This is a genomic window from Larkinella fluvii, assembly GCF_051857545.1.
Lineage (GTDB): Bacteria > Bacteroidota > Bacteroidia > Cytophagales > Spirosomataceae > Larkinella.
On sequence record NZ_JBPZHB010000010.1, the window covers coordinates 39172 to 64107 of the forward strand.

General features: G+C 52.7%; 18 protein-coding genes. 6 read left to right on the forward strand and 12 right to left on the reverse strand.

Features of this window, described 5'->3' with window-relative positions:
* Positions 1 to 9 precede the first annotated feature (9 nt).
* A complete protein-coding gene (locus ACS5NO_RS25545) occupies positions 10 to 126 on the reverse strand; it encodes a 30S ribosomal protein THX (protein WP_114408947.1) in 117 nt (38 codons plus the stop codon).
* Between the two features lie 234 nt (positions 127 to 360).
* On the opposite strand from ACS5NO_RS25545, the gene ACS5NO_RS25550 reads away from it, so the two are divergent.
* The 3 genes from ACS5NO_RS25550 to ACS5NO_RS25560 all read left to right on the forward strand — a co-directional run bounded on the left by ACS5NO_RS25550 (position 361) and on the right by ACS5NO_RS25560 (position 2561).
* Positions 361 to 1149, forward strand: a complete 789-nt coding sequence (locus ACS5NO_RS25550) for an SRPBCC family protein (RefSeq protein WP_439417753.1) — start codon at positions 361 to 363, stop codon at positions 1147 to 1149.
* A gap of 198 nt (positions 1150 to 1347) precedes the next feature.
* Positions 1348 to 2175, forward strand: coding sequence for a sterol desaturase family protein (locus ACS5NO_RS25555; RefSeq protein ID WP_439417754.1), 828 nt, complete (start codon positions 1348 to 1350; stop codon positions 2173 to 2175).
* A gap of 89 nt (positions 2176 to 2264) precedes the next feature.
* Entirely contained in the window at positions 2265 to 2561 is a 297-nt protein-coding gene (locus ACS5NO_RS25560) for a TIGR03643 family protein (RefSeq protein WP_439417755.1), read from the forward strand.
* 81 nt (positions 2562 to 2642) lie between these two features.
* Here the strand turns inward: ACS5NO_RS25560 and ACS5NO_RS25565 are convergent, their stop codons facing one another.
* Positions 2643 to 3353, reverse strand: coding sequence for a LytR/AlgR family response regulator transcription factor (locus tag ACS5NO_RS25565; RefSeq protein WP_439417756.1), 711 nt, complete (start codon positions 3351 to 3353; stop codon positions 2643 to 2645).
* Positions 3350 to 4387, reverse strand: a complete 1038-nt coding sequence (locus ACS5NO_RS25570) for a sensor histidine kinase (protein WP_439417757.1) — start codon at positions 4385 to 4387, stop codon at positions 3350 to 3352. The genes ACS5NO_RS25565 and ACS5NO_RS25570 overlap by 4 nt, the downstream gene beginning before the upstream one ends.
* A 250-nt stretch (positions 4388 to 4637) precedes the next feature.
* Here ACS5NO_RS25570 and ACS5NO_RS25575 point away from each other — a divergent pair, with 250 nt between their 5' ends.
* On the forward strand, positions 4638 to 7079 hold the full coding sequence (locus tag ACS5NO_RS25575) for a TonB-dependent receptor (protein WP_439417758.1): 2442 nt from the start codon (positions 4638 to 4640) through the stop codon (positions 7077 to 7079).
* Positions 7080 to 7204: 125 nt separating this feature from the next.
* Here the strand turns inward: ACS5NO_RS25575 and ACS5NO_RS25580 are convergent, their stop codons facing one another.
* Both ACS5NO_RS25580 and ACS5NO_RS25585 read right to left on the reverse strand, forming a co-directional pair.
* Positions 7205 to 8827: an ABC-F family ATP-binding cassette domain-containing protein gene (locus ACS5NO_RS25580; protein ID WP_150874586.1), complete on the reverse strand. Its 1623-nt coding sequence runs from the start codon at positions 8825 to 8827 to the stop codon at positions 7205 to 7207.
* A 219-nt stretch (positions 8828 to 9046) separates the two neighbouring features.
* Positions 9047 to 9796, reverse strand: coding sequence for a head GIN domain-containing protein (locus ACS5NO_RS25585; RefSeq protein WP_439417759.1), 750 nt, complete (start codon positions 9794 to 9796; stop codon positions 9047 to 9049).
* 244 nt (positions 9797 to 10040) lie between these two features.
* On the opposite strand from ACS5NO_RS25585, the gene ACS5NO_RS25590 reads away from it, so the two are divergent.
* Positions 10041 to 11135 carry a glycoside hydrolase family 130 protein gene (locus tag ACS5NO_RS25590; RefSeq protein ID WP_439417760.1) on the forward strand — a complete coding sequence of 365 codons (1095 nt, stop codon included), beginning with the start codon at positions 10041 to 10043 and terminating at the stop codon, positions 11133 to 11135.
* A gap of 130 nt (positions 11136 to 11265) precedes the next feature.
* Here ACS5NO_RS25590 and ACS5NO_RS25595 read toward each other — a convergent pair whose 3' ends face one another.
* From ACS5NO_RS25595 to ACS5NO_RS25605, 3 genes are all read right to left on the reverse strand, one after another.
* Positions 11266 to 13692, reverse strand: a complete 2427-nt coding sequence (locus ACS5NO_RS25595; RefSeq protein WP_439417761.1) for an alpha-amylase family glycosyl hydrolase — start codon at positions 13690 to 13692, stop codon at positions 11266 to 11268.
* A 109-nt stretch (positions 13693 to 13801) separates the two neighbouring features.
* Positions 13802 to 15304 (reverse strand): ATP-binding cassette domain-containing protein, encoded by a 1503-nt coding sequence (locus tag ACS5NO_RS25600; protein WP_439417762.1) that lies wholly within the window; start codon positions 15302 to 15304, stop codon positions 13802 to 13804.
* A gap of 25 nt (positions 15305 to 15329) precedes the next feature.
* Complete coding sequence (locus ACS5NO_RS25605; RefSeq protein WP_439417763.1) at positions 15330 to 18692, reverse strand: DEAD/DEAH box helicase; 3363 nt, start codon at positions 18690 to 18692, stop codon at positions 15330 to 15332.
* A 134-nt stretch (positions 18693 to 18826) separates the two neighbouring features.
* Between ACS5NO_RS25605 and ACS5NO_RS25610 the strand changes: the two genes are divergently transcribed.
* Positions 18827 to 20797, forward strand: coding sequence for a glycoside hydrolase family 127 protein (locus ACS5NO_RS25610; protein ID WP_439417764.1), 1971 nt, complete (start codon positions 18827 to 18829; stop codon positions 20795 to 20797).
* On the opposite strand, the gene ACS5NO_RS25615 is transcribed toward ACS5NO_RS25610, so the two are convergent.
* The 4 genes from ACS5NO_RS25615 to ACS5NO_RS25630 all read right to left on the reverse strand — a co-directional run bounded on the left by ACS5NO_RS25615 (position 20787) and on the right by ACS5NO_RS25630 (position 24718).
* Positions 20787 to 22109 carry a sensor histidine kinase gene (locus ACS5NO_RS25615; RefSeq protein WP_439417765.1) on the reverse strand — a complete coding sequence of 441 codons (1323 nt, stop codon included), beginning with the start codon at positions 22107 to 22109 and terminating at the stop codon, positions 20787 to 20789. The genes ACS5NO_RS25610 and ACS5NO_RS25615 overlap by 11 nt on opposite strands.
* Positions 22106 to 22777: a response regulator transcription factor gene (locus ACS5NO_RS25620; RefSeq protein ID WP_439417766.1), complete on the reverse strand. Its 672-nt coding sequence runs from the start codon at positions 22775 to 22777 to the stop codon at positions 22106 to 22108. Before ACS5NO_RS25620 ends, ACS5NO_RS25615 begins: the two co-directional genes overlap by 4 nt.
* Before the next feature lie 113 nt (positions 22778 to 22890).
* The gene (locus ACS5NO_RS25625) at positions 22891 to 23703 is read right to left on the reverse strand and encodes a hypothetical protein (RefSeq protein WP_439417767.1); all 813 of its coding nucleotides are present in this window, start codon (positions 23701 to 23703) and stop codon (positions 22891 to 22893) included.
* Between the two features lie 100 nt (positions 23704 to 23803).
* Positions 23804 to 24718 carry an NAD(P)/FAD-dependent oxidoreductase gene (locus ACS5NO_RS25630; RefSeq protein WP_439417768.1) on the reverse strand — a complete coding sequence of 305 codons (915 nt, stop codon included), beginning with the start codon at positions 24716 to 24718 and terminating at the stop codon, positions 23804 to 23806.
* Between the last annotated feature and the right edge of the window lie 218 nt (positions 24719 to 24936).

Sequence of the window (24936 nt, forward strand, 5' to 3'; positions counted from 1 at the left end):
AATAGCGGGCTATTCCTTGACAACCTTGGCTATTTTTCCTCGTTGATCCTTCAGTTTAGGGCGTGTTACGCCGTATGAACCGCGCCAGATTTTACCGCGCTTGGTTTTAACATCTCCTTTTCCCATGTTCAAAAATTTACGTGTACAGACTTAAGAGATTATAATTGTCGACGTTCGTCAACAAGAAATCATAGTTAATCATTTAATCGCAATAATCAAAGTACGGAGGGCTTGAATCCCCTCCATTTGGTCACCAATTGTGGATTCTATTCAGAAGAAGTTTGCCAGTACCAAAAAAATCCAAACATCTGATTCCGGAATCGGGTTATTCTGCAAACTAGAACGCAAAAAAAGAAAGGTATGACGAATACAGGAACACCGGTTTCGGGTCAGTCCGGAATCGAACCGGTTGTAAGCGGATCGAGCCGAATCAATGTCGGAGAAGAAGAGCGGGTTTGGTCGACTGCCGGAGGAGCTTTGCTCGTAGCGTTTGGTCTGAAAGGGGGCTCGTTAAGCGGGCTTCTGCTGGCAGCCGCGGGCGGTTATTTGGCCTACCGGGGGTTGTCGGGTCATTGTCCTGTGAGTGAGACTGTGGGTCGAAATACGGCGCAGGGTGAAGCAACGGCGGTGAAACCCATTGAAATTTCGGCCGGTATGACCATTTATAAGCCCCGTGAAGAGGTGTATCAGTTCTGGCGGAAACTGGAGAATCTGCCCCGGTTTATGTCCCACCTGAAAGAAGTACGTCAACTGGATTCAACGCATTCCCACTGGATTGCCCAGGCTTCGTCGTCTGGAGGTGCCGTGGCCGAAGCCATTGGAACCCTGGAATGGGATGCGCAGCTTATCCACGAAACACCCAACGAACGTTTGGTCTGGAAATCCGTAGAAGGGGCCCGGGTCGATAATGCGGGTGAGGTGCGGTTTCGGGATTCGGCAGACGGTTTTGGAACCGAAATTCTCGCTACCATCCACTACCGGCCACCCGTGGGCCAGATCGGCAGCGCACTGATGAAGCTCTTTAACCCGACTTTTTCGCAGATGATTGAAAAAGATCTCTACCGGTTTAAAGAAATTATGGAGAAAGATGATGTAGAAGCCGCGCTGAATCAGCCGACCGAGTTGCCATCGGGAAGCGCACAGCTTTGATTCAACAAATGCCTTGTTCTTTAGTCAAGTAGGAATGTTAAATGAAAAATGATGAATGTCAAATGTAAAAGTGTGGACAAGTGAGCCACTTTTGCATTTGACATTCATCATTTTTCATTTAACATTTTTTTAACTATTCAATAGGGGGAAGGCTTCCATTGGCTGTCATAGGGTCGAACAGTAAATGACAACGACCTGATGGACTTGCAACAACTGGAGCACGAACTGCTCCCCCTGACAGCCTATGCCGCTCCGGTGGTGTTTGGCTCCGTCCTTTTGGAGTTCTGGCTGACCCGCCACGACGAGGAACACCGGTATCAAAGCCGTGACTTCTGGTCATCGGTGGGCATTGGAGCCGGAAGTCTGCTGATCAATGCCATTTTGAAAACCAGCGTTTTCGGGATGGCATTGTTTTTCTACCACCTCACGCCCTGGCGGCTCGAAACCCGGTGGTGGACCTGGCTGCTGGCCTACGCGCTGATTGATTTATGCAATTACACGGCGCACTGGATTGCCCACAAACAGCGCGTCTGGTGGGCTACGCATGTCACGCACCATTCATCGGAACACCTGAATTTCTCGACGGCTTTCCGCAATTCGTGGACCCAGCATTTGAAATTGGTCTTCTTTATACCGGCCTGGGTATCAGGCATTAATCCTGTTGTCATTCTGACCTGCTACCAGATCGATTTGTTGTACCAGTTCTGGATTCATACCGAAATGATCGGGAAGTTGCCGCGTTGGTTTGAATTTTTTTTCGTGACGCCTTCCCATCACCGGGTTCACCACGGCAGCAACGACCGCTATCTGGACAAGAATTTCGGCTCATCACTCATCATCTGGGACCGCCTGTTCGGAACGTTTCAGGAAGAAGATGAAGCACCGGTTTACGGCCTGACCAAACCGGTGGAATCGTTCAACCCGGTGTATCTGAACTTCCACGTCTGGGTCGAGATTGGCCGCGACCTGCGAAGGGCAAAATCCGCCCGCGAGGTGTTCAACATTCTTTTTGGCCCCCCAGTTTAAGGTCAGGCGTCAGTTACGCGTCCAACGCATTTGTTTTTGCCTGGGACACTGCGGGGGAATTATGTGAAAGCCTGGTTCGTTATGCCGGTATGAAACGTTCCAAACCGGCACTTGAGCTAAGAGAAACAGACCTGGACCGCATTGTCGAAATGGCGTGGGAAGATCGCACCCCCTTTGACGCCATCGAAGCTCAGTTTGGGCTTTCAGAACAGGAAGTGATCGATGTCATGCGCCGGCAACTGAAACCGGCCTCGTGGCGAAAGTGGCGGGCAAGGGTTCAGGGTCGGGCTACCAAACACGCGGCTTTGTCGGTGGTGGAAGATGCCCGGTTTAAATCGAACCAGCAGCGGACGGTGACCCACAACCGGATTTCCAAGCGATTCTAAACTCCTTTTTTGTATTTTGTTTTTCCGGGTACCGGACCCACTTGCTGTCCATCTTTCGTGTTGAGGGAGAATAAAGCTGCGTTACAAGCCCAGCGACTTCAAAAAACCGTCACGGTAATTACTGCCAATTGGGATTTCATTTTTGCCAATAAAAATCCGGTTTCCTTCGATGTGCGTGATCTTCGATTTGTTGATAAGGAAGGAGCGATGAACCCGGAGAAACCGGGATTTGGGTAGCAATTTTTCGAAACTGGAGAAGGTCATACCGGGCAGAATCGTGTTTTGCGTCGTTATAATTTTGGTGTAATTGCCGCTGGCTTCCGCGTATAACAAATCTGAATAAAAGATTTTGTAAATTTTTCCGTCAGTTTTTACAAATAGATAATCTTCGGTGTTTTTCTCCGTTATTTCTTGAATACTTACAGGATTAGGCTGTAATCGTTCCAGCGCTTTGTCAACCGCAACCATGAACCGTTCCAGCGAAAATGGTTTTAATAAATAGTCAATGGCCGATAAGTCGAAGGCATCTACCGCGTATTCTTTGTAGGCGGTTGTGAAGATAACCTGCGGCTGATTCCTGAGCGTTTTCAAAAAAGAAATCCCGTTCAAAACCGGCATATTAATGTCCAGAAAGAGTAGGTCGATGGGCTGTTTTTGAAGTTCCGCTTTGGCTTCCAGCGCATTGCTGCAGGACGCTACGACTTTCAAATTCGGGAAATGACTGCAATAGGTCTGGATGATGTCCCGGGCAATGGGTTCGTCATCCACGATCAAACAGTGGATTGGGTTCATTTTACTTTCAGTTGCAACATGACCTGATAAAAACCGCCTTCGTTCTGTATGGTGAGTTCGTAGGCGTTTGGGTACAGCAAATCCAGTCTTTTCTTCACATTCGCCAACCCCAAACCGCTGTTTTTTTCCAGAAAACCGCTCTCACCAGACGTTGCACCATGTGAATTCTTCACGGAAAACAGGAGAAAATTTCCCCAGGTTTTCAGGTGAATATCAATCGAAATATACGGTTCTGTCGTGTTTTTGGAATGCTTGAAGGCATTTTCGATAAACACAATGAGTAACATGGGCGCAATTTTTATATCGGCATGGGTCAGATCCTCAATCGCAGTGGTCAAAGTAAGCCGGTCGCCGATGCGAATTTTCTCGAAATCGATGTAGTTGTTGATGTAGGACAGCTCGTCCCGCAAGGGTACAAATAGTTCCTTGGCATCATACACCGAATACCGGAGCAAATCAGAAAGCTTTAACAATAGCGTGGGAATTTTCTCGTGTTGGGAAATCGAAATCCCGTATAAATTATTCAGGGTATTAAATAGAAAATGAGGACTTAACTGAGACTGGAGAAGATGCAACTCGCTCTGACTCTGTTCGGCCACGGCTTTCGATTCCTGCAACTGATTTTTAACGGTCATTCGTCCCAGTTTAATGAGCATTCCAATGGCAATACTCAGCAGGAAAAGCGGTAAATAAAACAGGATTAGATTCAGGAAAACCCGAGTGCCTTGAAGCGGAAAATCGGCGTGAAAAAAAATCCAGCAAATGCAGAGAATGCTAAAAAAAAATAAGCCAATAAAAAGGCGGAGCGGTATTTTTTTTGACGCCCACATTTGTGAAATATACCGACCCGTATAAATGCCTCCTAAAAAGAAAGCTGTGGCGGCTAAAGCCGCTTCTTCATCATCCCGCGTAACAATGGATTGGGTATACAAATTACTCGCAAGATAGATTGGTATGGCCGTAATGATGCTAAAAACCAGGTGTTTTTGAAGCTCCGTTAGTCCTGCAAAGTCCGTATTTTCTCCTTTTTTCATACTTGTAGCATCCACATAGGCTGGTTTGAATTCCAAAGCTGACCAAAATCTTCCACTCCGGTAAACATACCGGATGGATTTCAATAAACCGCTGACGGAAACCGTGTAGAGCCGTACCAAGTGTTTCACCCCCTCAAATCCGCATTCTGTCAGCCGGTTAGTCCGGTATGGCCTGATTTGTTGCCGACGGTCGTCGAACCATTCATATTTGCTCGGCAAGTATGACAATTGCCGTTAGAACGACTACACTATGAAGTCTTTTTTTTCCATCCTCTTCCTGCTTATTGCCTTTTCAGCGTTGGCTCAGGTAACTCCTAAAACCATTCGCGGAGTCGTTAAAGATTCCCAAAATGAAACCGTACCGGGCGCGACCGTGAGTTTGCTAAGCGCTTCCGACTCGACCCTGGTACAGGGTGAAATCACCAACGGGAATGGTAAATTTGAGCTTAAAAACCTGACTACTAACCGGTATATTCTGCGTGTGTCAAGCGTTGGCAGCAACGATTACCGGAGTGGTCCCCTGACCATCGATGACCAGCACCCGGAGGTTTCGTTGCCGGTGATTATTTTAACGCCTTCAAAAACAATGCTAAACGAAGTGGTCGTAGTGGCCAAACGACCCTTGATTGAGCAGGAGATTGACAAAACCGTCGTCAATGTAGATGCGATGATTTCCAGTATTGGCAGTAATACGCTGGAAGTGCTCGAAAAAACGCCGGGTGTCACGGTCGGCACCGATGGCGAAATCAGCCTGAATGGAAAAGCTGGTGTACTGGTTTTGATCGACGGTCGGCCGACCTACCTGTCCGGGCCGGATTTGGCGTCGTATCTGAAGTCATTGCCCGGCGGTTCGCTGGATAAAATTGAACTGATGACCAACCCGCCCGCCAAATACGATGCGGCTGGCACGAGTATCATTAACATTCGTCTGAAAAAAAACCGGGTGCAGGGCTTTGTTGGGGATATTTCCGCCAGTTATAGCCAGGGCGTGACAGCACGAACCAATAATGTAATCAACGTCAATTATAACCGTAAGAAGATAAACCTGTTTGGTAGTTTGGGGTATAGCCGGGATGCTGATTACGCAGATGATTCGTATAACCGAATTTTTTACAATGAGAATTCATCCATTAACTCATCGGTCGATTTACGGAATAATCTTACGTATACCGTTCCCGGAATTATGACTCGTCTGGGTATTGATTATGCAGTTTCGTCCAAAACAACCTACGGTTTTGTTGTTAATTTTCAGAATCGCTCCAAGCAGGAGAGGCTTGATTATTTCAGTAAAAACAGAGGGGCTAATTCTGTTTTAGACTCGCTTGGAAATGGCTACACAAATGGTCATTTCAACTGGCGTAATGTGGGAGTAAATGGGAATTTTCAGCATAAATTCAACCCGGAGGGCCGGGAACTCACTGCCGATGTCAACTACATTACCCACCTGACAACGGGCGAACAACGACTCACTACGATGATCAGCAGCGCCGACGGATCATTTACGAACCGCAGGGACTTTCTGTATAATCTGCCCTCGGAAATCGCCATTTATACGGCCAAAGCCGATTACGTGCATCCCTTAAAAAATAAGGCCGTTGTGGAAGCCGGTTTTAAATCCAGTTTTGTTACCACGGATAATGATTCCCACTATTATGCTGTATCAGGCAACGTTCAGACGCCGGATTATGGCAAATCCAACCATTTCATCTACCGGGAAACCATCCAGGCAGCTTACCTCAACAGCCGCAAAGAGTGGAAACGGATGGCCGCCCAACTCGGTTTTCGCCTGGAAAATACGCTGGTGAACGGTCGTCAGTTGGGAAATGCGGAAGTAAAAGCAACCACGTTCGATAAAAACTACACGCGGTTATTTCCAACGGCTTTTTTTCGGTACAAGCTGGATAGTTTGGGAAATAACACCCTGGCATTGAGCATAGCCCGTCGGATCAATCGCCCCAATTACCAACTGCTGAATCCGTTTTTATTTTACCGGGATGCGTATTCCTATATTTCCGGAAATCCACTGTTGAAACCGCAATACCATTTTCAGTATGAATTGAAGTACCAGCATAAAAATAACTTCGGCATTGCGTTGCAATACAATCAGTTTACCGATGTGATTTTCCAGACGACACAAGCCATTGATGACATTTTTATCACCAGTCCGAACAACGTGGCAAGCGGTCGCATTCTGGCAATGGCAACCAATCTGAATCAATCGCTCACAAAATGGTGGACATTAAATGCCAACTTAACCATTGCCCATATGGCATTAAACGGAGTGACTTATTCTGAAAAACTTAACCCTGAAATCTACCAGGCCAGAATGAATCTTGTCAATCAATTGAAATTTGATAAAGGCTGGAATGGCGAGGTAACCGGTTTTTATGTTACCAAAGATTTGAATGGACAAAGGATAACAAATCCGCGTTACCGGATCAATCTGGCAGTGCAAAAGAAAGTATTAAAAGACAAAGGAAGTGTTCGGTTGTTAGCCGAGGATCTGTTTCATTCGTGGAATTTAAAAGACCGAACGGTCAGCCTGAAACAGGCCGATGCTTTTCATACCCAGATCACCGATACGCGTCGGATTGGGGTGGCCTTTTCGTACCGGTTTGGCAAGGAAACCTTCGCCCGGAAACGCCGGCACAACGACAATGCCGCTGATGCGGAGAAAGGAAGAGTGGATTGAGGGGTACGGTATACGGTTTTCAGTTTATGGTTTACGGTTGCTGCTGCATTCATCAATAATGAATATTGAATAGAGAATAGCGAATGTAGAATGCGTCAGCAACCGTAAACCATAAACTGAAAACCTTATTTATAAAGCGCTTCGCGTTGTTGCTTCACGTTTTCATCTGTGAGGTACTCGTCGTAGGTCATCAGTTTATCGAGGTGGCCGTTCGGGGCAATTTCGATGATGCGGGTGGCGATGGTTTCGCCGAACTGGTGGTCATGCGAGGTGAACAAAATCGGACCTTTGAAGTCGATCAGGCCGTTGTTGAGGGCCGTAATGGATTCGAGGTCGAGGTGGTTGGTCGGTTCGTCCAACAACAGCAGGTTGGCACCCGAAAGCATGACTTTGGAAAGCATACACCGCACTTTTTCGCCCCCGGACAAAACCGTCGACTTTTTCAGCGACTCTTCGCCCGAAAACAGCATCCGGCCCAGAAAACCACGGATGAAACTTTCGTCTTTCTCCACGGAAAACTGCCGCAGCCAGTCCACCAGGTTCAGGTCATTTTGGAAATATTTATCGCGACCGGTGTCGTTCGGAAAATACGACGGCGTGATGGTAACGCCCCATTTGAATTCGCCCGAATCGGCTTTGCGTTCACCGGCCAGTATATCGAACAGGGCCGTGACGGCCAGACCGTCGCGGCTGAACAGGAACACCTTGTCGCCCTTGCGCATCGAGAACGACAGGTTGGTGAACAGCCGGGCGCCGTCTTCGCTCGTGTAGGTCAGGTTTTCGACGTTCAGAATCTGGTCGCCGGGTTCGCGTTCCGGTTTGAAATTGATGTAGGGATACTTCCGGGACGAAGGCGCAATGTCGTCGAGCGTCAGCTTTTCGAGTAATTTCGCCCGGCTGGTGGCCTGTTTCGACTTGGAAGCGTTGGCCGAAAACCGCCGGATAAATTCCTCCAGTTCCTTGCGTTTGTCTTCCGTCCGCTTGTTCTGATCCTGGCGTTGTTTCAGGGCCAGTTGGCTCGATTCATACCAGAATGAATAGTTACCGGTAAAAAGCCGTACTTTAGAGAAGTCAATATCAACGACTTGCGTACAAACCTGATCCAGAAAGTGGCGGTCGTGAGAAACCACAATCACGGTATTCTTGAAATTGGCCAGGTAGTTTTCCAGCCACAGGCTCGATTCGACGTCGAGGTTGTTGGTCGGTTCATCCAGCAGCAGAATGTCCGGATTGCCAAACAGTGCCTGGGCCAGCAGCACCCGCACTTTTTCGGAACCGTTCAGATCGGCCATCTGGCTGTAGTGAAGGTCTTCTTTGATGCCCAAACCGCTCAGCAGTGAAGCAGCGTCCGACTCGGCATCCCAGCCGTTCATCTCCGCAAATTCGCCTTCGAGGTTGGCCGCCCGCTCGCCATCGGCATCCGTAAAGTCGGTTTTGGCGTAGAGGGCGTCCTTTTCCTGCATGATGTCATACAGGCGTTTGTTGCCCATGATGACGGTTTGCAAAACCGGAAACTCATCGTAGGCAAACTGGTTCTGGTTCAACACCGAAAGCCGTTCGCCCGGCGTGATGACGACCGAACCCGTCTGGGGTTCAATTTCGCCCGACAGGATTTTCAAAAACGTTGATTTGCCCGCTCCGTTGGCGCCGATCACCCCGTAGCAGTTGCCCGCGGTGAATTTTATGTTGACGTCGTCGAATAAAACCCGCTTGCCGTAGCGGAGTGAGACGTTTTGTACTGAAATCATTCGATTGCTCTCCTTGTTGAAATGAAGGTGCAAAGGTACGGAAATTTGCCTTTTTTTGCCATTTTACCGGCAAATGAATCTTTAAATGCAGCGAAAACCCCGACAGCGGCCATCGGCCCTGTCAGCGGTTTTCGCTTTTTTCAGAATGGGGTGGACAGTAGTGTGTATAGTTGGGGAGGCTTTTAACCGCTGACTGGGCCTCGGGGCCGCTGTCAGGGTTTAGTACTTCTCTATTTTACTGGCGTCGTTGGCACGTTGATTGATGTTGGCCGGATTGCCTTTGTACCGGATTTTGCTGGCCCCGCTGGCTTCCGCCGTCAGCGATTGGGTCGCGGTAATTTCGGCGTGGCTGGCTCCCGATGCTTTCACGTTCACCGACTTGGCCGCGTAGTCGAAGGCTTCGACGTGGGAGCCGCCGGACGCATCGACGGTGAGCTGATTGATCAAACTGGTAATGGAATCATCACCGCCCGTCGTAATTTTGGACTCGATCAGTTGCAGCTTCGAACCGCCGGACACCACCGCCTTGGTCCGGGTGGCGATCACTTCCCAGGTTCCATGCGCACCGCCGGAAAGTTCGATATCCAGGTCGGTCAGATTTGCAAAGCCTTTCACGCTGGCATGTACCCCACCCGAAAATTTTGCCCCCCGCAGGTTCGGCATCATAATCGTGAAGGCGGTGGCGTACTTCCGGCTTTTGTTCGTGCGGTAATCGGCGAACAGGGTGCCGTTGCGGACCTCTACATCCAGATCATCCAGGTTGCGCTGATCGCCTTTGGCCATGATCTTGAAAGCCGGGCCGTTCTCCAGCGTAACATCAAAACCGCTGCCCATTTCCAGGCGGTCGAAACCCGTCAGCAAAAAAGCTTTCTCGCCTTCCTGCAGTGGGCCGATGTCTTCGCGGTTACACCCGGACAGAACGCTGGCGAAAATTGCCAATAGCGTTGCAAATAAAAAAAATCGTTTCATTGGTCGTTGTTGTTTATGTCACTCAAAATTGGCGGGAATCGGTTTGCGGTTCAAGTTATAGTTGGATCAACTGCGTTTTTTATAACCTGAACCGGCTGATTGCGGTTGTTAACCTAAATTCCTGTATGTTGGGATTGAATTTTTGGATGGGAACACGGATGGAGCGGATTAAACGGATTTTAATCAGCGTGAATTCGTCCAATCCGTTCCATCCGTGTTCCTATCATTACTTTCGCAATTGCTCATGTTACATCGTTCCTTTTTATCGCTTGTCGTCCTCGTATTCCACGTCGCGTCCTACGCCCAGTCGCCCTATAAACCGTGGATGATTGGCGAATTCACGAAGCAACATGCCGCTAACCCGGTTTTGGATGCCCAAAAAAACACCACCTTTGATTGTCCGTTGCGGGGTGAAACCGTGCGCTGGGAAGAGAAAGACGTCTTTAACCCGGCGGTGGTGGTGCGGAAAGGCAAAATCTGCATGATCTACCGGGCAGAAGATACCGTCGGAAAACACGCCGGAACCTCGCGGCTGGGGTTGGCCGTCAGCACCGACGGCATCCATTTCAAGCGACGGCCCAAACCGGTTTTTTACCCCGACAACGACCCCATGAAGGTGTATGAATGGGAGGGCGGCTGTGAAGATCCGCGGATTGTGGAAAGCCCCAACCGGGTCTATATCATGACCTATACGGCCTACGACGGCGACAAGGCCCGGCTTTGCGTGGCAACATCCAAAAACCTGATCAACTGGAAAAAACAGGGGCTGGCGTTCGATGATCTGAAATACCGCAACGAATGGTCGAAGTCGGGTTCGATTGTGTGCAAACGCATCGGGAGCCGGTTGGTGGCCGAGAAAATCAACGGGAAATACTGGATGTACTGGGGTGATCAGCCGCAACTGTATTGCGCATCGTCGCCGGACCTCATCCACTGGACGCCCGTCGAAACCACCAACGGCAAACTGTTTGCGGTGGCCGAACGGCGGAAAGACAAGCACGATTACCGCCTGCTTGAACCCGGCCCACCCGCCCTGTTGACTGCCAACGGTATTGTGTTGCTGTATAACGGCATGAACCACGGGAAAGACGGCGACCGGGATTTGCCGGATGGAACCTACGCGGCCGGTCAGTTGCTGTTCGATGCCAGCGAGCCCACCAAACTCATCGACCGCTCCGAAACCTATTTCCTCAAACCGGATCAGCCTTACGAAATGGTCGGTCAGATCAACCACGTTTGTTTTATCGAAGGGTTAGTCCCCTACAAAGGCCAGTGGTTTTTGTATTACGGCACCGCCGATTCCAAAATTGCCGTCGCCACCGCCCCCGAAAAACCCTGAAACACAACCGACAACCAGCCCAACGGGCTGACATCACTAGCCCCGGATGCAATCCGGGGTACGGATGATTCATTCCCGGATTATTCGGGGAATAACACGATCGGATTATTCGGCGGATAACCCAACCGGATCATTGCAACACAAACAACACCAGCCCGTTGGCTGGCAAGGCGACCGTAATGGAGCCATTTGCAGCCTGATGAATGGCCCCGCCATTGCCCACATTGGCCCCGCCGTAGAGTTCAGAATCGCTGTTGAAAATTTCCTTCCAGCCGCCCGTGGGCAACCGGTACGAATCGCTGTGGATCGTATATTGATCGTAGGGCATGTTGTTCAGACTGGCGACGATCAGCACCTGCTCATGGCCGAGCCACCGCTTGAAGGCAATCACCCGGCTGTTGTCCTGGGCGTGCAGAATGTCGATGTTCCGGCTGCGGATGGACTGGAGTCGCTTGCTGACGGCAATCAAATCCTGGTAAAACCGGTACATGTTGGCACCCGAACCGCTGCGTTCTCCCAGCAAATCTTCCCGTAAATGGATGAACGTATCGTATTTGTAGCGATTCCTGGCGCCTATTTCTTCGCCCATGAAAAACATCGGTGTACCGGCGGAGAGCAGGGATAAACCAAAAACCGTTCGGGAGCGTCTTTCGGCCCAAAACCGGGTGGTGGGCGTCATCTCGGCATTGTTGACCGCCACTACCATCGTCCGCGCCGTGCTTTCCGCCAGCGGACCGTCGTGGTTCCCGGCTTCGTCGTGCGATTCGTGAAAAACCACCGTGCTGTACTGGCTCTGGTGGAGCGAAGCCGCAAACTGACGCATGGGGAGGGGGTCGTTGTACCCAAAACCGGCTTTTTCGAGTAGCCGGGCTTTCGAATCCTGGCCTTTGGCGTCGCCAATCAGGTGGTGGTAGAAATCGACGTACCAGGTTGCGTCGAAGCCCAGCCCACCGCCAGCCGCCGGTTTGGTGACGGCATCCCAGCCCGTGTGATCCTCCGCAATCAGCATGACGTTGGGGCGGATCATTTTCAGCGTGCGGCTCCATTCGCGCAGCAGTTTCTGCCCGAACTGGTTGGCGCGACCCACCGAATGGCCGTTGGCGTGGAGCACATTGTCGCGGTGAATGGCCTGCGTCAGATCGACCCGCAAACCGTCGATGTGCATTTCGTCGATCAGAAAAGCCGCACTGCTGATGAATTGCTGCCGAACGACTTCTTCCGAAAACCGGGGTGTCCAGCCGCTCGAACCGTTGTCGAGATAACCGCCGTCGGAATGCGCGTAATCGCTCGAATGCCCTTCGTACCAGTAATAGATGTTGTCTTCGGGCCGCGTTGAATCATACTGCCACTGCGCGCGGTCGGCGGCATAGTTGTAATGGTTATAGACCACATCCTGGAGAACGGCGATGCCTCGACGGTGGCATTCACGCACAAAATGGCGGTATTGGTCGCGCCCACCGGCGCTGGATTCGATCACAAAGTGGTGCGTTCCGCCGTAACCCCAGGCAATGCTGCCGGTAAATTCGGCCATCGGCAACAGTTCGATGGTGTTGATTCCCAGGGCCGTTAGATAATCCAGCATAGCCAGCGCATCCGTCAGGTCGCCCGGTTGGTCTTTCCCGAAACCGAGGGAGCCGATGTGCAATTCGTAAATCACCAGATCGTCCACGTGTGCCGGAAGCGGCAGGTTGGGCGTAAATTCATCCGCCCAAAATTCAGTGGCCGGAACGAGAACCGGCGGTTGGCCGGCCGGTGGTTCGAAATCGTGGCTGATGGTGTCGGGATCAATGATCAGACTGCAACTGATGGCACCATCCAGGGTTTCGACGGTGCCGGGCCAGCTTGGGTTATTTTCCGGATTGATGGCTCCACAGCCGATCTGGCTACGGGAAAAGATGTCGGTTCGATACACGGTTTCGCCCTGCGCAGTCACCAGTTCATACATATAGGGCAATCGCTCGTAGGTTTTAAATCCGGACAGAATCGCACTTTTCCAAATTCCGTCGTCGGACGGTTTTCTCAACGGAATGGGTGGTCGGGTTGGATCGATGCCGGTTCCATCATTGGCAATATAGCCCGAATCCGGCAACCCGAAAACCACCTGAACGGCCTGCGCATTGGGCGCCCACACCGAGAACTGAAGACCCGGTTCGGCGTCGGTTTCGGAATACACCTTGTTGGCCCCCAACCGCCGACTGAACGTGAGGTAATACCGTTCGGTCTGGCTATCGGATTCGGCATTCAGTCGAAACGAACGGAACCGGTCCACGGAATATGGATTCGGAACTTCCGTCGGAATGCCCCATTGGTTCGGTCGCTCGGGGCCATCCAGCCTGACGCCCCAGTGAAAAAAGGTTTCGTCGCCATCGTCCTGAAGCGGGACGGTTGCCTGAAACGCCGGACAGCCATCGTCGCCGGTGATTTCCAGCATGGGCGTATCGGTCCAGAGATCGGAATAGTGGCCGGTTTCGTCCCAGCTTCCGCGCAGGAAAGCATTCGAGAATAGGGAGCTTTTGATACCGGTGAGGTAGAGGAAAGTTACGGTTTTAGTCGCCATAATCGTCAGGTTGTATGCTGACAGAAAGATACTTACCGGCGGTTTTGAATAACAGACTTATTGAGTGTTCGGTGGTTACGACCACAGAATTCCAACCGGTTTGTGTGGGTCATAACGGATCAATTGTGCCTTTCCCAGCATCCAGCCGCAGCACCTTCGTCACGCAGGTCGGAATTTCCTCGGCGTAGTGCGACACATACAGCAGCGTCCGTTCCGGCGACTGGCATAGTTCATCGACTAAATCCCGGAACCGGGCGATGTGAGCCGGATCGAGGTTCTGGCAGGGTTCGTCCAGCACGAGCAGGGGAGGGTTTTTCACCAGAGCGCGGGCCAGCAACACCCAGCGTTGTTCTCCCGTCGAGAGTTGCGCCAGCCGCTTGTCGCGCAGGGGCTGGATGCGCAGCAAGTCCAGCATAAATTCCATTTGTTCAGTTTGGTCTGGGGTCAATTTGCGAAAAAGTCCCGCCGTGTCGAACAGGCCGGAAGCCACCACTTTCCAGACCGGTTGCTCGCGGGGAAAATACAGGTGTAGTTCCGGCGACACAAAACCAATGTTCCGTTTGATATCCCAGATGCTTTCGCCGGTGCCGCGTTTTCGGTCAAACAGTTCATAATCATTGCGGTAGCTCTGCGGGTTGTCGGCCGTAATCAAACTCAGCAAGGTGGATTTTCCTGAACCGTTAGGTCCCAAAACCGCCCATTTTTCACCCCGTTTCACTTCCCAGTTGATCGCGTTCAACACCACTTTCTCGCCGTAACTCACCGTAACATTCCGCATCCCGATCGCATTATGGAACGAAATGGCGGACGTATTCAGCCAGCGGGGAAGCAGGGCCGGGTCGGTCAGGGTTTCGGGGGCGGATTCGGGCAGTGCGGGTCGTTCGGCTTTTGGTCCCTGCCAACTGATTTGGCCGTCTGTCAATTCAGCAACGTGCGTGATGCAATCCGGAATTTCGCGGGGTGTCGTCACCAGTACCAGCGTCGTTCCTTCGGCGGCAATCCGGTTCAAAATCCCGTGCAGCCGTTGGCGGCTGTCCACGTCCAGACCGCCGAACGGGTTGTCGAGCAGCAGAATTTCGGGACGGCGCAGGAGCGAGCGGGCCAGCAGCGTCCGGCGGGTTTCACCGTTGGAAAGGGAGGTAAGGTGCCGATCCAGCAAGTGCGTAATATGCACCCAGTCAGCTACTTCGGCCAGCCAATCTTCCGGAAAAGCCGGTGGCGGTAATTCGACGGACTGTTCATTGACGGTTCCGGTGGGCTTGATCCGGTGTTGCAAAACCTCCCAAACCGTCGGCGATTCTTCCGCCGAATCAGCGTTGAACCGCTGTTGGTAGTACCGGGCCGACGAAGCCACCTGCCGGTCGAAACGGTAATCATTCGCCACCTGCTCCACCACTTCCCGCAAAACACCCACCGGGTGAGCATACGCGCCACTCGCCACGGGCAACCGCCCGCTCAGGGCATCGAGGAACGTACTTTTTCCCGAACTCGTAGGCCCCAGAACCGCCCAGTGTTCACCAGGTTTCAGCGTCCAAGTCAGGTTCTGTAAAACCAGGCCGGTGGGCCGGCGAACGGTGGCATTTTGTAAAGAAAGTAACGGACTGATAGACATTTCAATGGAATTAACGATAATTAGATCAATGCAACAAACTCAGTAAATCGGTTCGATTCAGTGATTTCAGAATGGACGAGTCGGTTTTGATGAGGTGATCGGCCAAGTCTTTTTTAGATTCCTGAAGCTGAAGAATTTTGTCTTCGATGGTATCCGGGCAGATCAGACGCACGGCCACCACATTTTTCTTCTGACCTATGCGGTAACTTCGGTCGATGGCCTGGTTTTCCACCGCCGGGTTCCACCACGGATCGACCAGATAAACATAGTCGGCCTGGGTTAAATTAAGGCCCGTTCCGCCCGCTTTCAGGCTAATCAGAAACACCCGGACGGTTTCGTCGGTTTGAAACCGGGTGACGCAGGCTTCCCGGTTGGTGGTTTGGCCGGTGAGGTATTCGAAGCCAATCTGTCTGTTTTCCAGTTCTTTCCGGATCAGGTCGAGCATGGTGACGAACTGCGAAAAAACCAGAATTTTGTGCTGCGGTGATTTGTTTTCAATCTGCTCGATCAGCATGTCGATCTTGGCCGACGCGTCGCCATAAAATTCATCGTCGTTGAGCAACATCGGCGAGTTGCAAATCTGCCGCAGTTTGGTGAGTCCCTGCAACACATGCAGGCGCTCCCGGGGAATGTCGCCGTCCTGCGTCGTCAGCAGAAACGTACGGAATTCACGTTCGTAAGCGTCGTAGACTTTCCGTTGGTCGGGTCCCATTTCGCAGTGCAGAATCATCTCCGTCTTGTCGGGTAATTCGGTGGCGACCTGCGCTTTGGTTCGGCGCAAAATGAACGGGCTGATTTTCTGCTGAAGTTCGCGGGCGCGTTTCCGATCATCGAATTTGTCGATGGGCGTGGAATAATGCGCCCGAAAATAGTGGTAATTGCCCAACAAACCCGGACAGGCAAACGAAAGCTGCCCGAACAGATCGAAGGTATGGTTTTCAATGGGCGTTCCGGTCAGGACAAACCGGATACGCGATTGCAACAGCATAACCGCCTGATAGCGTTGCGATTCCGGGTTTTTGATGGCCTGCGACTCATCCAGAACGATGCAATTGAACGTATGGTCTTTCAGAAACCGGATGTCTGACAACAGCGTGCCGTAGGAGGTCAGAATGATGTCGTACTGGTCGATGTCTTTCTTCTTCAGGCTGCGATTGGTTCCGTAGAAGGTGTACAGCCGGAGCGTGGGCGCAAATTTCGCCACCTCGGCCTGCCAGTTGAACAGGAGGGAGGTCGGCACCACGACCAGGTTGGCCCGGGTGCGGTTTTTGGCTTTCTGCACCAGCAAAAAAGCCAGGATCTGGAGCGTTTTTCCGAGGCCCATGTCGTCGGCCAGGCAGCCGCCAAATCCCAGTTCGTCCAGGAAGTTCAGCCAGTAAACGCCCTCTTTCTGGTAATCCCGGAGCGTAGCGTGCAACTCGTCGGGGACTGCAACGGGCGGAATGGATGGGGAGTCGGCGAATTGGGCGGCCAGCGTCTTGATTTCGTCCGAAACCCCGCTGCTGAGTTGCCCGTCGTCATACACCTTTCGCAAGTCCAAAAAACGAATCCGGGGCGTCCGGATCACGTCATTCACCACCTCACCCGCCTGAAAATAGGCCGAAAACCGCTCGAGCCATTCGGTGGGCAACAGTCCCTGCGTTCCGTCGTCTAGCGGCACAAACCGGCTCTTGTTTTTGATCGCTTTGTGGAGGTGTTTCAGAGAAACCTGCTGCTTGCCGTATGACAACCCCAGTTGCGTTTCGAACCAGTTCAGACCACTGTTGACCACCACCGACACCTTGGCCTTGTGGGGATTCAGGCGGTTGTTTTTCAGGGAATTGAAACCGAGAACCCGGATGTTCTGGCTGTTCCAGGCATCGAAAGCGTCCAGAAACCAGTTTTCATCCAGCACCTGGCTTTTGTGTAAATAAAATTCATGTCGGCCAAGCTGGCTCTGAAAATCAGGGTGTTGGCTGGCAATCGCCATCGTAAACTGAATTTCCGCTTCGTCGTCGCGCTCCACCGTAAACGGTTTTCCCTGGCTATCGACAGAGTAAATCTGTTTTTTGGACAATACCGGCACCTCAACGGTTCCGTATTTCATGACCGGCGTCAGAATGACGTAATCTTGGGAGTCGGCCAGATACAGCAGGTATTCGCGTTCCAGATTAAAGCCGTTTTCTTCGAGCTGGGTAGGTGTTGCCGGTTGCAGATACGAATAGGTAATCCGAATCTGGTTTTCCAGTTTAGCCAAAACCGCTTCCTGAAATTCGCTGTACTTCGACTGGTGCAGAACGATTCGGGTACTTTTCTTGCTAAAAAACTCAATAACCCGCAGATAGTCAGGGTTATCGATGAGGTGCAGCGTGTCGTGAAGCAGAATGAAGTAATCGTATTTGAGAACGAGTTTGTGGAGTTCCTGCGTGGTACCTTCCAGCACGAGCGAACCCCGGATTTCGTAAAACTGATCGACCTGACGAACCCACAACCGCAGGTCGCCCACCAGAATTTTGAGCTTTACCGGGATGAGCGACTGGGAAGAAATGTTTTCAGAAACGCTGATCGCATGGTAATAAAAAGCCAGTTTTCCGGGGTTTTCGGCCACAAACCGCAATGCTTTCAGGTCGGATTCGGTCTTTTTGCTGCGGTGGGTATGCTGAAATCGGGCGAGCGCCGAATAGAATTTTAATTCGTTCAGATGCTCAATCCGGTTGATCGCTTCCAGCGGCTGTACCGGGGTGAGCGGATTTTTTACGTTCCCTTCCCGCGTCGTTGGCGCGTCGAACAATTCCAGCCCGAAATGATCGGAATACCGGTGTTTCGTAAAGACGACAATTCGCTTGAGCTTCGACGTCGTTTCTTCCAGAATCAGCTCCGGCCGACCCGGTTTTGGTACCAGGGTCGACACCAGCAACGCTTTGTCGGCCTGATTGAATCGCAGTAATTCCGGTCGATTGGGTTTGATCGTGAGGGTTTTATTCTCGTAGTCTACCTGGAAAAACGCATCCAGTTGGCTCTCACTCTCCAGACCGTAGTCTCTGGCGACCGGTTTGATGGCTTCATACCGCAGGACCTGATCAAAAAAGATCCGAAATTCCTTTCGTCTGACAATCGCCGATAAAACCTGAACCTGATGTTCACACAACCGGTCTTTCGGAGCCAGACACGAACAGGAAATGCAGAGGGCTTCTTCCGACTGACTGACGACTACTTCCGTACGCTGAATGTCCCGGGACAGAATGGCAAAGGTGCCCTGATCGACGGCCAGTTCAACCGCGATGACGTCCGTGTAACTCCCTGTGGAAAAGGCGGATGCTGCACTGTGTTTGAAGAGGATTCCGTCGGTTAATGTGGGGATCGTCACCGTTTCCAGACAATACGCAGAAGGAGCCGAAAGGTTGAGCATGGGTGACCGACGAAGGTTGTTGGGTAGACTGTTCCGCAATTTACGCCATTAGCCGCGCTTGCCATAGAAATAATCCGTTTCAAGTTCTATTTTTGAGCATCCCTTCACGGTATTCCTAACCCTTTCTGAACCCCATGATCACCCGATTTCGATTTTTTGCTGCGGTTTTGACTACGACGGCAAGTCTGATCGCCGATGCGCAAATACCGGTCAAACGCTTCGAACCCGTCAGTTTTTCGCAGGTCAACATCACCGACCGGTTCTGGCGTCCGAAGCTCGATAAAGTCGCCACGGCCACCTTGCAGGCCTGCATTTTTCAGACGGAAGAAAAGACGGGACGCATCCGGAATTTTGAGAAAGTGCAGCGTGGAAAGCACGAAAAACACGAAGGCGTTTATTACGACGACAGCGATGTCTACAAAGCCCTGGAAGCCATTGCCTATTCGCTGAAAAACCGCCCCGACGCCGAACTTGAAAAGAAAGCCGATGAGTGGATCGACAAGATCGCAGCCGCCCAACAGCCTGACGGATATCTCAATACGTATTATTCACTCGTCGGTTTAAACCAGCGGTGGACCGATATGGAAAAGCACGAAGACTACTGTGCGGGCCACCTCATCGAAGCCGCCGTAGCCTATTACAACACCACCGGAAAACGGAAGTTGCTGGATGTCGCCATTCGTTTTGCCGACCACCTCGACGTCACCTTCCGGCAACCCAACCGCCACTGGGTGAGCGGTCATCAGGAAATTGAACTGGCGTTGATGAAGTTGTATCACCTGACTAAAAATGACCGGTATCTGAAACTGGCCGACTGGTTTCTCGATCAGCGCGGGCGGGGCTTCGGCGTCGGCAAGATCTGGGACCAGTGGAAGACGCCGGAGTACTGCCAGGATGCCATACCCGTAAAGAATCAGAAGGAGATTACCGGACACGCGGTTCGCGCGATGTACCTTTACACGGGAGCCGCCGATGTAGCAGCCACCACCGGTGACGCGGGCTACATGAACGCCATGAAAACCGTCTGGGAAGATGTTGTGTACCGCAACATGTACATCACGGGTGGCATTGGCTCGTCGGGTCAAAACGAAGGGTTTTCACTGGATTATGACCTGCCCAACGAAACGGCGTATTGCGAAACCTGCGCGTCGGTCGGAATGGTTTTCTGGAACCAGCGGATGAACCTGCTTACCGGCGAGGCCAAATACATCGACGTGCTGGAACGGAGTCTGTATAACGGGGCGCTCGACGGCCTGAGCCTGAGTGGTGACCGGTTTTTCTACGGTAATCCGTTGGCTTCCAGTGGGAATACGGCCCGGAGTGCCTGGTTCGGAACGGCCTGCTGCCCGTCGAACATTGCCCGGCTGGTGGCGTCGCTCGGCGACTATATTTATGGCAAAAACGATTCTGGGCTTTGGGTCAATCTGTACATTGGCAGCAACACAACGCTGAAAATTGGCAAAACCGACGTTCCGGTTCAGATGGATACGAATTATCCGTGGGACGGTAGTGTGAAACTAACCGTGACGCCGGCCAAAAAGACGTCTTACGCCCTGCATCTGCGGATTCCGGGCTGGGTTAGCAACGTGCCGGTGCCGGGTGATCTCTACCGTTTTCAGGAAGAGAGTCCGGCGAAAATTACCGTCAATCTGAACGGAAAACCGGTCGATTACCGGGAAGAAAACGGCTACGTGGTGGTGAACCGGACGTGGCAGAAAGGCGATGTGATCGAGCTGACACTGCCGATGGACGTGAAGCGGGTCGTCGCGAAAAAAGAACTGGTGGCCGCCAATGACCGGGTCGCCATACAGCGCGGGCCGTTGGTCTATTGCGTGGAAGGCGCCGACAACAACGGCCAGGCATGGAACCTACTGGTGCCCGATCAAACGACGTTTACAACCCAGGCGTATCAGGTCAGCACGGAACCGGTGGTAGCGATTCAGGCCGAGGTGCCGGTGGTAGGGCCGTCGGCGGATGGTGCGGGTGTGGTGACGGAAAGGAAGAAAATTACGGCCATTCCGTATTACGTCTGGGCCAATCGCGGCAAAAGTCCGATGCAGGTCTGGCTGCCGACCAAAGCCAAACGGGTGAAGATCACGGATTAATGGTTGATGAATCCGGGTTCGAAACCGGCAAGCTCAACTCGCTGGTAAAGGTGTGGGATTTCCAGTCCAGTTGCAGGGTTCCACCCAGGAGCGTGGTTAAGCGGTGCGTAATCCAGAGTCCCAGACCGTGGCCTTCTTTGAACGGATCGGCCCGGTAGTAGGCTTGTCGCAAATCGAGCGTCGGGCCACTCTCCCGAATTGTCCGGTTTTCAATCCGAACCTGCCACTGCCCGGAATTTTGGAGCCGGATGGTGACAACACTGTCCGAAACTGCGTATTTGACGGCATTTTCGATCAGATTCAACAGGATGTGTTCCAGTTTGAGGGCATCCGTTTGTAAAATGGCGTCGGAGAAACCGTTGCGGTCGAAAACCGTCGTGACGCCATACTCCGCCGTCAGCGAGGCCAGTTGTCGCAGGCAGTTGTCCAGTAATTCAGGAAGATCGACGGCGGAAAGCTTGAGAACCGGCGCGATGGTATCGGGCTGGCTCAGCGTCAGAAACTCGTTGATCAGGCGCGTCAATCGGCTCACTTCTTCCAGTTGACCGCCCAAAAAAGCCGTAGTTGCGGCATCGGGCGGGCTCTGTTTCAAGGTCACCTGCAAACCGGTTTTCATCACCGTCAGGGGTGTGCGAAGTTCGTGCGCGGCTGCCCCGAAAAAATGCCGCTGCCCCTCGACGCTTTCCCGAATCCGGGCCAGCATCCGGTTTAAGGTCGCCGTGAGATGATAAAGTTCATCGCGGGTTTTGGGCAGTTCGATCGGGTCGATGGCGCTGGTATTATTGATCGCATCGACTTGATTGACAATGCGTTGGATGGGCTGCAGGAGCCAGCCCGCTACGCCATACCCCGCTCCGAAAGCCAGGATCAGGCTGAGGCCCCAGCTCAGCCCGAACACCCACCGAAGTCGTCCGATGTCCTGTCGCAAGCTTTTGTCCGGCACCGCCAGCGTCAGAATAAGCTGCCCTTCGGGCGTTTGAACGGGTGTCCCTTCGACGGTGATGGATCGGTGGGAGAATCGGTTAGAAGGAGGGGCGGTTTCGTCCGGAAAACCGGGGCTGCGGAACAACTCGCGACGCTGGCCGTAGCTGCGGTAAACCACCCGCATTCGCTCGGTTTCGGTGGGCAACGGAATCACGACGGGGTCGACACTGACGAGCGCCAGGAGCCAGGCCGCCCGGGTTTGGGTGGCGCGGTCGAAAGCCCGTTGCAAACCGGCTTCGGCGCGGGTGAGCATGAGGTATCCTGCGGCTCCACTGATGAGGGCAAAAACCGCCAGCACGGCCAGTACGATCCGGCTGCGTAAGCTCATGGCGTTTTGAGTCGATAGCCCCGACCCACCTGCGTTTCGATCAGCCCCACTATCCCGCTCGCATCCAGCTTTTTACGCAGTTGGTAAATGTGTACTTCAATCACGTTGCTGCCCATATCGTAGTCGACCGACCAGACTTTTTCGGCGATTTCGTTTTTGGTAATCAATTGCCCGGCCCGGCGCAGCAGCAGTTCCAGCAGGGCAAATTCTCGGTTGGTCAGGTTCAGGCTGGTGCCGCCTTTGATAACTTCGTGCGAAATAAGCCGCATTTCCAGATCGGCCACCCGCAGCACCACGTTGTCGCTGGTGGTCGTCCGGCGTTGCAGAATGCGGATTCGGGCCAGCAACTCGTCAAAATCGAACGGTTTGCGGAGGTAGTCGACCGCACCCAGGTCCAGGCCCTGCACCACCGTGGCCGGATCACTCAGCGCCGACAGGATCATCACCGGCACGGTTAACCCAAAAGCATGGAGGTTTTTCAGTACCTCAAAACCGGTTTGACCCGGCAACATCAGATCGAGCAGCACCAGGTCGTACAGACCACCGGCCAACTGGTCGAGTCCTTCGGAACCGGAGTGTGTGAGGTCGGCGACGTGGCCGTTCTGTTCCAGGCCCTGTTTGATAAACCGGCCCAGTTTGCGCTCGTCTTCGATAACCAGAATTTTCATGAAAAACGCAGAAATGCAACGGATGCAGGTGGCGGCTAAAAGTAGGAGAGATTCAGGCCAAAACAAAACCGCTCCGGCCTTTCCTCAAGCCGGAGCGATTTTGAAAACGGGACTTACCGGACCAGATACTGCTGGCCGTTGATGGTCAACACCGATGCGCGGAGAATGGTCGCTTTTTCGAGTTGCACCTGTCCTTCGTGTGGAATTTTGGCAAAACCCTGCACGGTAATCGTGCTGCCTTTGGTCGCCAGATTCGACAGTTGAGCGACTACGTTCGACGGAATGCGAACAATCGTTTTCGCATCGCCCGGGGTGGATAAAATCAACCCGTTGACGCGTCCTTCGCGGTCGAGCTGGTAATCCGCGATTTTCCCGGTGACGGTACTCATCGTCGGCATGGCGGGTGGGGTGGGCAATGCCGCTGGAGGAGCGTCGTTCACTGTTGTTTTACCCGCCGTCAGGCTCGTCATCCGGAAGTTGGCTTCACCCCTGTGGCTGGTTTCAGTAAAACCGGTGACACTGACGTTGCTACCGGCTTTAACCGCCTGCTGAACCGACTGACCGAGGTGCGCCGGAAATTTCACCGTTGTGACGGTTCCGGACGCATTTTTAAGTGTAAAACCGTTCAAAATAAAATCGTCATTGCCCGTCAACTGACCGACGGTTCCGGTCACCGTGGTCAGTGCCGTCAGCCCTTCCCGCCGTCCCAGTGGTCCACGGGCTTCCCGACGATCGGGTCGGTGGCCGGGGTGCCGACCGGGCCTTTCCGGTCGTGGCTGATCGAAGGCGGGTGGCGACAAACCGGGGGAGAGGGTGGTTACTTCGGGTCCATTGGGCTGATCCGGAGCGGTTTGGGCGTACAGATGAGGGGCCAGCAGGCTGCCTGTCAGTAACAGGCCGGTCATGAGTTTTGCGTTGGTTTTCATTCGTAGTTGTTCTTTACTGGTGATTACGGTAGCAAAACTAACGACGCGCTTTAAGGCCAACCTGAACCTGAAATTAATTTTTCTTCATCCCGCAACCCATTCAGAATTTTTCCTCCATCAGTTCCCGCGTGATCATCACAGCCGCCCGCAGTCCGTTGGTAGCTGCGATCAGTACCTGCCGCATCATAGTCTGGTTATCGCCGGCGGCAAACACCCCCTCAACGCTGGTCTTGCCAAATCCATCGACTTGGATCATTCCCATCTCATCGAGTTCACAGCCCAATTGCAGCGCCAGATCGTTCGACTGCTGCATCGCCGGGCGCGCATACAGGGCCTGTAAAGGTTTCACCGATTGATCGGCCAGTTTCAGCGCATCGAGCTGACCGTTTCGGTGTTGCAGGGCCACCAGCGGGGTTTCGATAATCGGAATGGCGTGTTGGTGTAGTTTGGCGGTTTGTTCCGGGGTCAGGGTGGATGGGCCATTGGTGAACAAGGTCAGTCCCGGGTTCCAGTGGTGGATCAATTTCGCCAATCCGAATCCCTCATCGCCATTGCCCAGTACCCCGACAACCTGGTCTTTCACTTCATAGCCGTGGCAAAACGGGCAATGCAAGACCGAAATGCCCCAGCATTCGGCAAAACCGGGAATCGCTGGTAGAACGTCGGACAAACCGGTCGCTAGAATGAGCCGTTTGGCGGTGAATACTCCGCCGTCGTTTGTGTACACCTGAAACGAAGAATCCAATGGCTGAACGGTGGTAACCGTCGCTTCCCGCAGGCTGACGGTCGGGTAGGCAAGGGCCTGCTCCCGGGCGATCCGCGTCAATTCGGCGGGTGTTTCGCCGTCGCGGGTCAGGAAACTGTGGGAGTGGGGCGTCTGTCGGTTGGCGGGCTGGCCGCTATCGAGTACCAGGACTGTCCACAAGGAACGGCCCAAGACGAGGGCCGCGCTTAGTCCGGCGTAACTGCCACCGATGATAATGACGTCGTAGGAGGGAGTTGATGGTTGGTTCATAAAGGTTCTTCTGATGTAGGACTTTTGCTTTCTGTCCCCGTTCCTCCAATTGATTTAAATTTAACGCAAACTGTGAGATTATTGACCCCGGAGGGGGTCCGATGTTAATAGCAAATGATTATGCTGAGCACTCCAGGCGTGCCGGAGGTACTTGCTGGCGATATCCGGTTTTTCCGTAACGACTTTGCTCGGTTTGGCGTCTACAATCTTGGGAACGG

What these genes read in the sequence shown, in the direction of transcription:
- ACS5NO_RS25545 (WP_114408947.1), bottom strand. Translation starts at nt 126, where the DNA reads ATGGGAAAAGGAGATGTTAAAACCAAGCGCGGTAAAATCTGGCGCGGT.
- ACS5NO_RS25550 (WP_439417753.1), top strand. Translation starts at nt 361, where the DNA reads ATGACGAATACAGGAACACCGGTTTCGGGTCAGTCCGGAATCGAACCG.
- ACS5NO_RS25555 (WP_439417754.1), top strand. Translation starts at nt 1,348, where the DNA reads ATGGACTTGCAACAACTGGAGCACGAACTGCTCCCCCTGACAGCCTAT.
- ACS5NO_RS25560 (WP_439417755.1), top strand. Translation starts at nt 2,265, where the DNA reads ATGAAACGTTCCAAACCGGCACTTGAGCTAAGAGAAACAGACCTGGAC.
- ACS5NO_RS25565 (WP_439417756.1), bottom strand. Translation starts at nt 3,353, where the DNA reads ATGAACCCAATCCACTGTTTGATCGTGGATGACGAACCCATTGCCCGG.
- ACS5NO_RS25570 (WP_439417757.1), bottom strand. Translation starts at nt 4,387, where the DNA reads ATGAAAAAAGGAGAAAATACGGACTTTGCAGGACTAACGGAGCTTCAA.
- ACS5NO_RS25575 (WP_439417758.1), top strand. Translation starts at nt 4,638, where the DNA reads ATGAAGTCTTTTTTTTCCATCCTCTTCCTGCTTATTGCCTTTTCAGCG.
- ACS5NO_RS25580 (WP_150874586.1), bottom strand. Translation starts at nt 8,827, where the DNA reads ATGATTTCAGTACAAAACGTCTCACTCCGCTACGGCAAGCGGGTTTTA.
- ACS5NO_RS25585 (WP_439417759.1), bottom strand. Translation starts at nt 9,796, where the DNA reads ATGAAACGATTTTTTTTATTTGCAACGCTATTGGCAATTTTCGCCAGC.
- ACS5NO_RS25590 (WP_439417760.1), top strand. Translation starts at nt 10,041, where the DNA reads ATGTTACATCGTTCCTTTTTATCGCTTGTCGTCCTCGTATTCCACGTC.
- ACS5NO_RS25595 (WP_439417761.1), bottom strand. Translation starts at nt 13,692, where the DNA reads ATGGCGACTAAAACCGTAACTTTCCTCTACCTCACCGGTATCAAAAGC.
- ACS5NO_RS25600 (WP_439417762.1), bottom strand. Translation starts at nt 15,304, where the DNA reads ATGTCTATCAGTCCGTTACTTTCTTTACAAAATGCCACCGTTCGCCGG.
- ACS5NO_RS25605 (WP_439417763.1), bottom strand. Translation starts at nt 18,692, where the DNA reads ATGCTCAACCTTTCGGCTCCTTCTGCGTATTGTCTGGAAACGGTGACG.
- ACS5NO_RS25610 (WP_439417764.1), top strand. Translation starts at nt 18,827, where the DNA reads ATGATCACCCGATTTCGATTTTTTGCTGCGGTTTTGACTACGACGGCA.
- ACS5NO_RS25615 (WP_439417765.1), bottom strand. Translation starts at nt 22,109, where the DNA reads ATGAGCTTACGCAGCCGGATCGTACTGGCCGTGCTGGCGGTTTTTGCC.
- ACS5NO_RS25620 (WP_439417766.1), bottom strand. Translation starts at nt 22,777, where the DNA reads ATGAAAATTCTGGTTATCGAAGACGAGCGCAAACTGGGCCGGTTTATC.
- ACS5NO_RS25625 (WP_439417767.1), bottom strand. Translation starts at nt 23,703, where the DNA reads ATGAAAACCAACGCAAAACTCATGACCGGCCTGTTACTGACAGGCAGC.
- ACS5NO_RS25630 (WP_439417768.1), bottom strand. Translation starts at nt 24,718, where the DNA reads ATGAACCAACCATCAACTCCCTCCTACGACGTCATTATCATCGGTGGC.